Source organism: Pseudomonas sp. SH10-3B (assembly GCF_019891415.1).
Taxonomy (GTDB): Bacteria; Pseudomonadota; Gammaproteobacteria; order Pseudomonadales; family Pseudomonadaceae; genus Aquipseudomonas.
The window spans coordinates 1-11887 of record NZ_JAFLXD010000082.1; the positions used below are offsets into that span (position 1 = coordinate 1).

13 protein-coding genes are annotated in these 11887 nt (G+C 56.3%); 2 read left to right on the plus strand and 11 right to left on the minus strand.

Annotation, left to right across the window (positions count from 1 at the left end):
• Positions 1–360 precede the first annotated feature (360 nt).
• On the plus strand, positions 361–1572 hold the full coding sequence (locus J1G35_RS29690; RefSeq protein WP_223016770.1) for a YeeE/YedE family protein: 1212 nt from the start codon (positions 361–363) through the stop codon (positions 1570–1572).
• A gap of 1 nt (position 1573) precedes the next feature.
• Here the strand turns inward: J1G35_RS29690 and J1G35_RS29695 are convergent, their stop codons facing one another.
• The 10 genes from J1G35_RS29695 to hxsA2 form a co-directional block, all read right to left on the minus strand.
• Complete coding sequence (locus J1G35_RS29695; RefSeq protein WP_223016771.1) at positions 1574–1735, minus strand: DUF2986 domain-containing protein; 162 nt, start codon at positions 1733–1735, stop codon at positions 1574–1576.
• Between the two features lie 80 nt (positions 1736–1815).
• Positions 1816–3042, minus strand: a complete 1227-nt coding sequence (locus tag J1G35_RS29700) for an MFS transporter (RefSeq protein WP_053130142.1) — start codon at positions 3040–3042, stop codon at positions 1816–1818.
• 216 nt (positions 3043–3258) lie between these two features.
• Positions 3259–3777 (minus strand): DUF2569 domain-containing protein, encoded by a 519-nt coding sequence (locus J1G35_RS29705; RefSeq protein ID WP_053130139.1) that lies wholly within the window; start codon positions 3775–3777, stop codon positions 3259–3261.
• 81 nt (positions 3778–3858) lie between these two features.
• Positions 3859–4899, minus strand: coding sequence for an alpha/beta fold hydrolase (locus J1G35_RS29710; protein WP_223016772.1), 1041 nt, complete (start codon positions 4897–4899; stop codon positions 3859–3861).
• Positions 4900–4993: 94 nt separating this feature from the next.
• Complete coding sequence (locus J1G35_RS29715) at positions 4994–7015, minus strand: methyl-accepting chemotaxis protein (protein WP_223016780.1); 2022 nt, start codon at positions 7013–7015, stop codon at positions 4994–4996.
• A 23-nt stretch (positions 7016–7038) separates the two neighbouring features.
• Positions 7039–7530 carry a methyltransferase domain-containing protein gene (locus J1G35_RS29720; protein WP_223016773.1) on the minus strand — a complete coding sequence of 164 codons (492 nt, stop codon included), beginning with the start codon at positions 7528–7530 and terminating at the stop codon, positions 7039–7041.
• A 110-nt stretch (positions 7531–7640) separates the two neighbouring features.
• A complete protein-coding gene (hxsC, locus tag J1G35_RS29725) occupies positions 7641–8816 on the minus strand; it encodes a His-Xaa-Ser system radical SAM maturase HxsC (protein ID WP_223016774.1) in 1176 nt (391 codons plus the stop codon).
• On the minus strand, positions 8810–10267 hold the full coding sequence (hxsB, locus tag J1G35_RS29730; protein ID WP_223016775.1) for a His-Xaa-Ser system radical SAM maturase HxsB: 1458 nt from the start codon (positions 10265–10267) through the stop codon (positions 8810–8812). Before hxsB ends, hxsC begins: the two co-directional genes overlap by 7 nt.
• Positions 10260–10562, minus strand: a complete 303-nt coding sequence (hxsD, locus tag J1G35_RS29735) for a His-Xaa-Ser system protein HxsD (protein WP_223016776.1) — start codon at positions 10560–10562, stop codon at positions 10260–10262. The genes hxsB and hxsD overlap by 8 nt, the downstream gene beginning before the upstream one ends.
• Entirely contained in the window at positions 10562–10855 is a 294-nt protein-coding gene (hxsA2, locus tag J1G35_RS29740; RefSeq protein ID WP_223016777.1) for a His-Xaa-Ser repeat protein HxsA2, read from the minus strand. Before hxsA2 ends, hxsD begins: the two co-directional genes overlap by 1 nt.
• A 497-nt stretch (positions 10856–11352) precedes the next feature.
• Here hxsA2 and J1G35_RS29745 point away from each other — a divergent pair, with 497 nt between their 5' ends.
• Positions 11353–11571, plus strand: coding sequence for a hypothetical protein (locus J1G35_RS29745; RefSeq protein WP_223016778.1), 219 nt, complete (start codon positions 11353–11355; stop codon positions 11569–11571).
• A 106-nt stretch (positions 11572–11677) separates the two neighbouring features.
• Here the strand turns inward: J1G35_RS29745 and J1G35_RS29750 are convergent.
• On the minus strand, positions 11678–11887 hold a 210-nt coding region (locus J1G35_RS29750), incomplete at its 5' end, for a hypothetical protein (protein WP_223016779.1).

Sequence of the window (11887 nt, forward strand, 5' to 3'; positions counted from 1 at the left end):
GGGCTGCGCAGCAGCCCCAAAACCCGGCGCAGAGGCGTGCCTGATACACCGCATTTGTCTTCCTAAGGGGCGCTTCGCACCCCAACGCGGGACAAGCCCGCTCGCCACAAGAATGCGGTCGCCTGAAATTATTTATGCAAGACTCAAGACGTTATGGGGAAATTTTAGACCTTTAAAATTAGTAAGTTATTTTGATTTTGGTAAGAGTTATCGAGCCCCGGCGAGGCTGCGATGGCGGCGGCATTGCCAACTTCTATGGTGCCTGACACACCGCTATCGCAGCCTCGCTGAAGCCCGAAGACTCCCACAGGCTATACTCGCCCGTTCGCAATCCCCCCTTCCAACAAACCGAGATACTTCATGAGCACCTCTCTCCCTCTCACCTCTGCGCGCAAGCCTGTCGCGCCGTTGGTGGCCTTTGTCATTTTGGTGCTGGGCGCCTTGTTCCTGCAAAACAGCGTCGGTTCGCGCCAGGTGCTGTTGCTGGTGGTCGGCGCCGCACTGGGCTTGACCCTTTACCACGCTGCCTTTGGCTTCACTTCCGCCTGGCGTGTGTTCATCAATGATCGCCGTGGCGCTGGCCTGCGGGCGCAGATGGTGATGCTCGCGCTCGCGGTGCTGCTGTTTTTCCCGGCGCTGGGGGCGGGGACGTTGTTCGGGCAACCGGTGGTCGGGCTGGTGGCGCCGGCCGGGGTCTCGGTGGTGTTCGGTGCGTTTATTTTCGGCATCGGCATGCAGTTGGGCGGCGGGTGTGCCTCGGGCACGCTGTTCACCGTGGGCGGCGGCAATGCGCGCATGCTGGTGACCTTGTTGTTCTTTATCTGCGGCTCGTTGATCGCCACACACCATGTGGACTGGTGGTTTGCGTTGCCGGCGTTTCCGGCGGTGTCCATCGTCAAGAGTTTCGGCGTAGTGCCGGCATTGCTCGCCAGCCTGGCGATGTTTGCGCTCATCGCAGTCGTCACCGTGCGCCTGGAAAAGCGCCGCCACGGCCAGCTTGAAGAAGGCGTGACCAGCGAACACCCAGGCTTGCGCCGCTTCCTGCGCGGGCCATGGCCGTTGGTGTGGGGCGCGATTGGCCTGGCGCTGCTCAACTACGCCACCCTGGCGCTGGCCGGGCGGCCGTGGGGGATTACCTCGGCATTCGCTCTGTGGGGCGCCAAGGTGGCCAGCGGGTTGGGTGTGGACGTGGCCAGTTGGGCGTTCTGGCAAATGCCGGGCAACGCCAAGGCCTTGGCCGCGCCGGTGTGGGAAGACATCACCAGCGTCATGGACATCGGCATCGTCCTCGGTGCGCTGCTGGCCGCCGGCCTGGCCGGCCGCTTTGCCCCCAGCCTGAAGATCCCGGCGCGTTCGCTGCTGGCCGCAGTGATCGGTGGCCTGCTGCTCGGCTACGGCTCGCGCCTGGCCTACGGCTGCAACATCGGCGCGTACTTCAGTGGCATCGCCTCGGGCAGCCTGCATGGCTGGGTGTGGCTGGTGGCAGCGTTTATCGGCAACGGCGTGGGCGTGCGCCTGCGGCCGTTTTTCTTTGCCGGCGAGCGTCGGCCCGAAGCCTTAAGCGGTTGCTGAGTTAATCCTCAGGGGAACTGTCTGGCGCCTGAGCGGCCTCAGTCGCCAGCTTTTCCCGCTCCGCCTTGCTGATGTATTTATCCTTGGATTTCGGCGCCAATTTGGCGCTGGCCTTTTTAGCTTTGGCCTTGAACAGCTGTTGCAGTTTTTTCTGGCGATTCATGTGTTGTACCCGGGTTGGACAGGCCGGGATGATACCAGCTTAAAAACGGCGACAGCTCCCCACGTAGCAGCCGCACAGGCCTAGCCAGGCTGGGCCGCCAAGCTATTACTGATGTTGCGCCCCAGCACCAGCACGGTGACAAAACCGCAGCCCACCAGCGCCGTGGCCAGGCTCAACAGCACCGAGCTGCCCAACTTGTCGACGATCTGCCCACCGAAGAACGAACCCAAGGCAATGATCACCTGGAACAAGGCGACGAACAGCGGCATGCCGCGTTCGACATCCTTGGGCGCGACCACAAACATCCAGATACTGGCACAGGCCGGGAAGGCGCCGAAGGCGAAGCCCCACAGCCCGATCAGCATCGCTGCGCCGGTCATCCCCGTTGCAAAGTGAGGGAACAGCGCGGTGCTGGTACCGATCATCAGCGCGACCAGCAACAGGGTGTGACGCACGCTGCGGTTGGCGGCGAAACCGGCAAAGATATTGCCGAATACCCCGGCCACGCCGAAGAGCAGCAACAGCGAGCCAATCGTCGGCCCGTCGAAGCCGGAACTGTATTTGAAGAACGGCGCCACATAGGTGTAGGCCGCAAAGTGCGCCAGGCCGATCAACAGCACCGCGATCAACCCGACCCGCGCCTGTGGGTTGATAAACAACGCCGGCAGGTCGCTGACGCGAATGGCCTTCTCCGGGGTGAGCCGAGGCAGCAGGAACACCTGCGCCAGCAGCACCGGCACGCCCAGCAGCGCGGTGACCAGGAACGTCATGCGCCAGCCCATCAGGCCGCTGAGCCAGGTGCCCACGGGCACGCCGAGCACGGTGGCCAGGGTCACGCCCATCATGATGATCGAGGTGGCCTTCGCGACGTCCACACCCTTGGGCGCCAGACGCCCACTGAGGGCAATGGCCGTGGCCCAGAACCCGCCGATGCTGATGCCCAGCAATACGCGTCCGAGCAGCAGCAGGTTGAAGTCGCTGGCAAAGGCCACGACCGAGTTGGCGATGATCATGATCAACGTCAGGCCGATCAACAGGTAGCGACGGTCCATGGCACCGATGCTCACCGACAGAAACGGCGCGGCGAGGGCGGCCATGATGCCGGGCAGGGTCACCATCAGGCCGGCGTGGCCGGCACTGATACCGAGGTCGGCAGCGACGTCGTTGAGCACGCCCACCGGCAGAAACTCACTGGTCACCAGGGCAAAGGCGCCCACCGCGACCGAGAGAATCGCCAGCCACTGCTGTTTGACACTTTGTTGATTATGTTCGGGACGGCCGCTGGAGGCCTGAGGGGCGCTTGGCATGATGCTGGGTTCCAAGAGGGGATGTCGCCTGAGGCCAGGCGAGGGGGAGGAATTGGGAGGCGATTATAGGAATCGGGCTTGGCCACCCCATAGGCGAGCGGTTCGATAGTAATCATCAGTGCTATCGATGTGACGGGGTTGGACTGCGTATTTCAACGGCATCGCTTCGCCAGCCTGCCGGGCATCGGGCAGCCTGCCGAAGCGATGCTCACCGTGTCAAAGGCTGACGGGGCCAGGCGCTTCTGCCGCAACCGGCCGGTGTTGTACAAACGTTGCCTTGACCCTTTTAGAGAACAGTATGTAGGGGACCCAGATAGAGGTGGACACCAATCCGCGGACGGTTTCCTTGGTCGTGTTGTAGTCGAATATGGGTTCATCCACCAGAACAAGCGAGCTGAACCATGCATCAAGTGGAATGTAGATAGCCGAGGCGATGAGCGTGACGATATAAACCTTGGGGAATAAGTAGTGTTCGGAGAAGAACAGGTAAACCAAATAACCAAAGGCCGCGATAAAGACTGCATTAATGAGGGTTTCTGAAATCAGGATCGCGCCCCATAGGGCGTTAGTCATCGTCGTGCCGGATGAGGTGAGGATGCTGAAGGAGCCATCTGCGAATATCGGGTAATACACCGCGATAAGGGCATAGCCCAGACGCGCCAAGGCTAGAAACAGGCCCAAGCCAACCACGATCAACCAACCGCCCAGTCCCTTCAGTTGTTTACGTTCTTGCATGTTTGCTCCGCAGATCAATAAAGTTAAAACGATAAATAGTCAGCCGTGGCTCGCCACGTGCATCTAAGGTCGATGCCGGCCTCACTGTCGAAACGATCGGCGTAAAAACTCACTGATCAGCCCCACCACCTGCTGCTGAATCGCCGCCCGTGGCCGAGCCCCCTCGCCATCGCGACACACCCTGCCATCGCCCGGCGAACTTTCTTCAATCAACGCCATGCCGCCGGGCTTGCAGATCGATATAAAGCTGAAATGGTTTGCATCGGCGATCTCTACATACTTCGTCGTTGCTGGCGGCAGGCGCTTGACCATGTTGGCGGATTCCAACTGCGGGTCCATATCTTCCGACGGCACGCCCCCCGCAATCACCAGTGCCGGCACCGGCAGCGCGGCCAGGCTGGCGTCGGTGAAGCCGCGCGACAGGCCCAGGTCCAATGAGACAATCGCGGTGACGCGCTTGTCGCTCAAGTCAGCGGCCAACCGGGCCTTGCCGGCGGGTGTGCCGGCAGGATTCATCTCCTGGTAGCCGATGCAACCGCCGAGCTTGGGGTGGATGCTGCAGTCGCGGCTGAACAGGTCGGGGTCGAAGCGCGCGCCGGCGATTTCCAGCACGGTCCAGCCGCCAAGGGAATGGCCCACGGCGGCAATCTGATGATTCGCGACCGCGCCAAATGGCTTCGGCTGAGCCAGTACCGCGTCGATAGCACGGCTCAGGTCGGCCGGGCGTTGCCATAACTGCGCGGCAGCTTGCGGGTCGCGGTCCTGGGCGGTGGTGCCGGGGTGGTTGACCGCCGCCACGATGTAACCCTGATGCGCCAACGCACTGGCCAGCCACACCTGCTTGTCCCAGTTGCCGCCATAACCATGGGAGATCACCACCAGCGGATGCTCACCGGCAGCGGGCGGTGCGTCGGGCACCCCGAGAGCACCGATGAAGGCCGCGTTGTCAGCGATCAGCTCGGGTTTGGCGATGGTGGCGGCGGGGTACCAGACGGCCAGTTCGAGTGGTCGGTTGTTTTGCGCATCGGGCAGGGTGACGGTCTTGAAACCGACGGGGTTTTCGGCAGCGAAGGCGGGAGCTGGCAGGCACAGCAACAGCAGGGAGGCGAGGGCGTTTTTCACTGTTGTTATCGTCCTTGATATGAGCGATGCATCATGCACTGAATCCCCCATTCAGTGCCATGCGCCCCGCGCCAGTTTTACCTGCGGTTAACGCCTACGCGTGTGTCAGCCCCGTCAACGTATCGGCAATGGTCTTGGTCCGTTGCGCCGTACCTTCGGTCGCCCGGCTGGACGCCTCCAATGCATCAAGCATCTCGCGCAGCGCACCCACCCCGGTGGATTGGTCTTCAATCTGCTGGGCCACCCGCTGGATTTCACTCGACAACAGGTCGATATCCACGCCAATTTCCGCCGCATTCTTGCGCGTGATCTCCGCGAGCTTGCGCACCTCGTCCGCCACCACCGCAAAGCCCCGGCCCAAATCGCCGGCGCGCGCCGCTTCAATCGCGGCGTTGAGCGCCAGCAGGTTGGTCTGCCCGGCGATCTGCTGGATCACCTGCACAATTGACTGGATGCGCAAACTCGACCCCGCCAACGTGCGTGCCCCCTCCACCGCGACATCTGCCTGGCTCGACAGCCCCTCCACGGTGGTCCCGGCCTGGGCAGACACGGCGTTCTGCTGGCCGATGGTCCCGACCAGCTCATCCATCGAGGCGTGCAACTCGCCCGAGTAATGCTTGAGCTGCGCAGCGATGTCCTCCTGCTGACGCTCAGCATGGGCCAACACCATGCCCAAGTCCGCCAGCCCCTCGAACACCGGCAGGATATTGCGGTCCAGCCCACGGGTATTCAGGGTGTTGGTGAAGTCATTGTTCTTGAACGCGGCAATTTGCTTGACGACCACATGGTTCAACCCCGCCAGCTTCTTCACCTGGCGGCGTAGGAAAAACGCCTTGAACTCGCCGTAATGAGCGATGAAATTGTCCACGTACTCGTCACTGAAACTCGCACCCTTGGCCACCCGAAAAAAGAAAATCGCCGTCAGCGTCTGGTTCAGGTTCAAGCCCAAAATCTCCCCGAAGGTCGAAAACCCCGCCAGCGGTACATCCCCAAACGTGCCGGCCATGCTGCCCAACTCGGCAGCGTTGTTCAGACGACGCAAAATGCAGTCATTCAAAATACCTGCGACCGGCTGGCCACCCTTGCCGCGCAGGAACTGCTCATAGTCCAGGCGCGTCGCCTCCCGCAACGGCGTACGCCGCACCATCACCAACTCCTCGCCCGGCGCCACGTCGCAAAACAACTGCACGATCTGCTGCTCGTAATCGATACGCGCGATAGAGCGCACAAACAACTCACTGCCCACCCGAATCGCGAACGAATAATCCGCCAGCTTCGACTCCAACGCCTGGGGCGCGCAACTGAACGCATCACACAGCGCCTGCACCATGCTCTTGATGTTGCCGCTGCTGTCGATCACCTGGTCAATCGTGCGGTCCTCCACCGACGCGGTCAGCACACTGAAGGTCAAATCCGCCGCCTTGAAATTCTGGCTCTTGAACACCCCAAACCGCACATGCGCCGCCGTCTTCAAGAACACGATCTGCGCATGGTTCTGATAACTGCGCTGGCCGTCATGAATCAGCGTCTTCTGGAAATCCGACTTACCCCCGGCCGATCCCCCTACAAACAAACACGGAAACCGCCCCGACTCATACAGCGCCTCCATAAAAAACGACTCCGACGCCGACAACCCGTCGAACACCACATACGCCAACGTATCGCGATGATCGATCGACGTACGCACCTGCACCCGCTTGATATTGGCCACCAACTTGGCAATCCGCTCCTGCATCCCCAACCGCTTACCGCCACCGCGAATGTCCTCACACTCCAACGGCACCATCACCACCTCGGCCGAGGCGATGAGACTGTCGTCGAACAACTGCAACACAACCCGGTCCCAGCGCTCGCCCGTGGCGCAATACAGCGAACTGGGCGCATTGCACAGCTCGCCGGAAGTGGTGCATAGGCTGATGGTGGACTGGGGGAAACGGCGCTTGAGCTTGGCGGCGATGGCGTCGATGTCCAGATGGGGGGAGATGAAGCCGGTGATCAGGGTGGGGTTGATGCGTAGGGCAGTGAGGGCGGCGTCCAGGTTGTTGGCGGTGCTGGTGAGGGTGGCGGTGCCTTGGCGAGCGGGCCGGGATTTTTTCAGGAGGGAGAGTGGGGGGATGTGACGGATGGACGCGGATGGTCCTAAGTTTGCGATCCAGGCTTTTTCTTTTGGGCTATTACTTTCACAGTGGCATTTTTTTTATCTGGACCTACAGGTCGCTCTACGTAATATTTAATAGTGAACTGCTTTTCTAAAAGGATTTTTATTTCTCCAGAAAGACTCAATTCTCGCCAGTTTTCGCCATTGGCAGCAATACTTTCATAAATAAAGAAACCTTCCGGATGGATTGCATTAATTAAATTGGAGATTAAGTTTTCATGATATAAATGTACAACTACTACAGTCGAGAGTGTGTTGTTTAAAAAAGGGAGTCGTTGCCCGCAGTCGAGCATTATTGGGTGTATGTTTTTATAATCTAAAAACCATGAATTGCTGAAGCTTTCACAAGAAATGTCGGCGGCTATTACGTTCGCAAAATACTTTGATAAAAGAATGGAGTTCCGGCCATAGCCGCATCCCAAATCGAGGGCAAGAGCGTGCTCAGGTAAATTCAGTCCTGATATCGCGCTCACCAAAAAACTTGATGGTTCGTTGGATGTTGGCTTTTTATGCCGGCTGTATTTTTCTATGATTAAATTTTCTCCATCGCACAACCATTCGTAAATCGGTATTGTTGACAGGTTTAATGTGAATTAAGAAATGGTGTTAGGCTCTTGCTGTAGCCATGCTTGATCCCTGACGAAAAAAATCCTCCGCAGTCTGACTTGCGACTGCATAGCTTGCACTCGGCGGCGTATTCATTCTTCCAGTCACTGATTGACTTTCGATAATAGGGGTAAATATCTGAGTTTACTAGGCAGAGTTGATGATTGTAGACCGAGATATTCATCCCATATTTGGCAAGAATGCCAACGGATTTGCTGAGCGTATCTTTATATTCCACTGGGTCAATCCACAGTTCATCAAGATTGGCTCTGGTGAAGCCCATCATCTCAAGGCCCATAAGCGCCACATGGTCAACAAACAGAAGATTGCGTGCGATGAACTCGCAGAGTTCTGGCAGGCGCTGCACCGATAGCTTGTGAATCACCACTCGGACCTCAACCTTCTGACCCAAGCGCTTCAGGTTGAGAATGCCCTGAATAGTTTCATCGAATGCGCCGCGGGCTTGGACGATGTAGTCATGCAGTGTCGGATCTTCTGAATAGACAGGAATTCCGATCATCGCGTCTGACAATCCAATCAACGCATACCGTTCAGCGAACGCGGGGTCTTTGAAGCTACGTCCATTCGAGAGAATATGAATCGCGGTTCTTGGTAGATAACTTTTTGTCAGGCTGATGATGTTAAGGAAACGCTCACGGTTGGTCGTTGGTTCGCCCCCTGTAAACACTAGCTCGCGGGTATCTTTTGGAATCAGTGAAATCAGGCTCTCAATTTCGTCGAGTAGCCATGAGTCATCAGCTGTTTTCGGCGGCTGGGAGCACATAAGACAGTAATGATTACACTGCTCTGTAACCAAGATGCTGTTGTGAGGGGACGATGCACGAAATAACACTCGAATGCTCTGACTATTCGCTGAAAGCCGGATAATGTCTCCATCACCGATATAGCTATAGTCCTCCGGCAGAATTGAAAAGTCGGAACCAGCGGGGAGTGCATCAACCAGATGCCGATATTTATCAGCCAGTAGATAGTGCGCATACCCGTATGGTATCTGCTCATCGGAAACCAGATAGGCCATTTCCCGTCGTAAAATACCAGGCAGATTCCGGCTGGTTGATACTTTGGCCAAGCTCATGGCCTTATCAGCATCAACAGCATGTATTCGGATAATCTTTCCGCCGAGCTTCAGCATCGGTTGGCCCATCCCATAAAAATCAATTTCGTTTCTTCATCGCTTCCCATCAGTTCAATGAGGTGCTTAAAGATCGACATATTCCGCTTACAGAAAGCCGACTCAGGCTTTCTTGCCACCACATCCTTGTGTATTGCGTGATGGTAGACAGGTTCAGCACCACAGTAAGGCTCGAATGCGCAGTCAGAACACATGGGGGAACTTAAAGTGAAGGAGTTTTCCAGTGCGTCAAGGAGCTGATCAGAGAGAATGATCTCCTCATATGAATTTTCAAGAATGCTCCCCAACCGGAACGTATGGTCACCCATTTCGGCAAGCATACGGCTCTCATCTGAGGCGTAGACCATTCCGTTGTAGTTGAACACGATGGCTGCGATACCTGCACCGGCGGGGTTCATTAAATCAACAAACCCTGGATCCTCTGATGTCAGCATTTTTGTCAGCACGATAGCGGAATACTGCTCTACAAATCGTATGCCCGACTTGTTTAGCTCAATGATGTACTCAAGACCTTCCTTGTAAAATTCCAGCCAGCGTTCCGTGTCATACGACATGAATTTTTTGGTCTTGATTGCAAAACCGTAAGGGGAAAGCGTGCGCAGGAAGATGCTATCAAAGCCCAGGCGCAAGTATTCATCAATGATGTCACGTGGTCGTGACAGGCTCTTATCTGTGGTTGTCATCAGGGCTGACACTTGGTCATAGCCGAGGGCTGCTCGGGCTTTCTTCAAGCCTTCCTCGAAACGCTGGTGACTATCTCGACCAGGTCGTGGGCGATTTGCATTGTGCAGATCCATTGGCCCATCGAGAGAAGACGAAAGCACGATATGGTGCTGCTTGCAGAAATCGAGCATGTCACTGGTCAGCAGCGATAGCGTGGTCGCGATGACAAACCGCAAGTCACGCCCTTCCGTGAGGTTGCGTTTTTTTGCCTCAAGAACGACGTACTTCACCATTTCAAAGTTCAGCAGCGGCTCGCCACCCTGGAATTCAATTTTGATGGCAGGATTCGGAGACCTGAAAACGAAATCCAACGACTTGTCTGCCATTTCGGTGGTCATGTCGAATTCGCCTTTGCTTTCCGACTGCCTCGATACCTGGCAATAGGGGCAGCTATGGTCGCAGCGAAGGGTCACCACAAAAATGTGCAGATTGGTGAATTGGGCCAATCTGGACAACCGTGTGCGAATTTTGAGTGCCAGGAGCTGAAGTGGCGCCTGCTCATTGTTGAAGCGTATGAACTGTTTGGACCGCAACGTAGCGATCAGCTCTGATGAGAGCGCACGCGTCTTGCTTATGATCGGCTCAAGCATCGGCGCCGGTATGACGTGAAACTCGCCAGCCATATTAGTGATGACGTACTCATCGTCACTAAGGCGATCAAACTTGAAGGGCAGCAACTCATACGTATGTTGCTGCGCGTAGAACTCCAGCTTCTGGAATTTACTCACTGGTTAGCCCGGTCTTTGAAAAAGCCAGCCCAAGGATTAGGTTCTTGATCGGCTGCGTCTCTGCGTTCAGTCGGTGGCGTAGTTGGTAGTCAAGTACGTCTTTCTTGAATTCTTGGAGAGCAAACAGAAAGGAAGGCTCGTCAACATCAATATTCGAGGATAAGGCGCAGATAAATTGCCCCTCTGTTAATGAGATATCAGCCGTCAGTGAATTGATTGAGCGATAAGCGGCTTTTTGCAAAACCTGCACGTCATAAAGCCGCTCGTCAAAGGTGAGCGTACCTGAGAGCGCCATTAGGAGCCCGAGGTGTGGGAGGCATGAGATGCGTGAGAGGCATGAGAAGCGTGGGAGCTGTGAGAACTGTGGTAAGCCATCATCTGGCCTTGGTCCCCGCGTTTGAGAACATAGGCGAATTGCTCACTGCCATTGTTTACCAAAAGATTCTCGCCTTGGGCATCGGCTTGAAACGTGTTCGTGGTGTCTGTAGTGGGCTCGGCAACCTTATGGGCAGCGATCGCCGAAGCCTGTTCTGTGGCTAGAGCTGCGGCCAGGGTAGCTAGGGGAACCAGAAAAGAACGCTTTTTCATTAAGGGATATCCTTATCATTTTGAGGGTTATTGCTGAGTTTCTGCGTGTACATCCCGTGATGTCAACGTGCAATCAGTCTTTGCAGCTCTTTTCCGATATCCGGCTTCCGAAGACTGGCAGCGAATAGCCTTCCCTGGCTGAATCTACGCCTGAGCAGGCCCTTGAGTTCTTCGGTAGGCTTCCCGAAAGCTAATGCAGTGAATCGTCCCCACTTTCGTAGACACCTCGAGCGACGCTTCTGGCCCAGAGTGTGTAAAAACGCTTCGTCAAAATTGAAGTTCGCGCGTCTACGTTAAATCTGACATTTATCGGCACGTCAGCAGATGTGGATTTCACACAAATGCGCGATTTCCAATTCGGTTTTGAATCCCCGTCGCGCTCGAAAACGTTTTTACACAGCCTCGGCCGATAGCTGACTTTCTGATTGGAAAGGCCGAGCTGGAAGGGCTGATAGGCAGCTAGTACGCTTGAGTCCCTCTAATGATAGGAACCTGACATGGGACATGATTCCTCGTTGCAGATCGAACGCGCCGCTTATGAGGAGTTCGTCCGGCTTTGGAGTCAAGGAAACTTCGAGCATCAGCGACTGGGCCAAGCGTTTTACAACCACTTCAATCTACACAAACTCACCGATCAGGCGGGATTACACGGTCTATATGAGGCCGACGGTGATAAAGCCTCGCTCTTGATCTTGAGGCTTTTCCACCTTCACTGAGTGGCAGCTATGGGTCGATTCTGTTGAAAAAGTCGACGATGGTTTCCGCAGCAGAAAAGTATGCGTCCGAGATTGAAATCTTTACTTTCGGCAGAGGCTTCGGGGCTCAGATTTCACGTAGCAGTGTGCAAAAAAGGCGTTTTAACCAGTCAATGACCAGGCTGTTTGGGCGAACCGACTTTTTCAACAGAATCGGCCGATTTCTGCCGCTAGTGACGGGCAGCAATCGGCCGATTCTGTTGAAAAAGTAGCTCCCCTGTCTGGCCTGCGGCAAAATCTCCGCATCGGCCAGCAGGGAAGCACGCAGCATGATGGG

Bases quoted from the DNA above. Each gene is read 5' to 3' on its own strand.
- J1G35_RS29690 (WP_223016770.1), top strand. From the start codon at position 361: ATGAGCACCTCTCTCCCTCTCACCTCTGCGCGCAAGCCTGTCGCGCCG.
- J1G35_RS29695 (WP_223016771.1), bottom strand. From the start codon at position 1,735: ATGAATCGCCAGAAAAAACTGCAACAGCTGTTCAAGGCCAAAGCTAAA.
- J1G35_RS29700 (WP_053130142.1), bottom strand. From the start codon at position 3,042: ATGCCAAGCGCCCCTCAGGCCTCCAGCGGCCGTCCCGAACATAATCAA.
- J1G35_RS29705 (WP_053130139.1), bottom strand. From the start codon at position 3,777: ATGCAAGAACGTAAACAACTGAAGGGACTGGGCGGTTGGTTGATCGTG.
- hxsC (WP_223016774.1), bottom strand. From the start codon at position 8,816: ATGCTGAAGCTCGGCGGAAAGATTATCCGAATACATGCTGTTGATGCT.
- hxsD (WP_223016776.1), bottom strand. From the start codon at position 10,562: ATGGCGCTCTCAGGTACGCTCACCTTTGACGAGCGGCTTTATGACGTG.
- hxsA2 (WP_223016777.1), bottom strand. From the start codon at position 10,855: ATGAAAAAGCGTTCTTTTCTGGTTCCCCTAGCTACCCTGGCCGCAGCT.
- J1G35_RS29745 (WP_223016778.1), top strand. From the start codon at position 11,353: ATGGGACATGATTCCTCGTTGCAGATCGAACGCGCCGCTTATGAGGAG.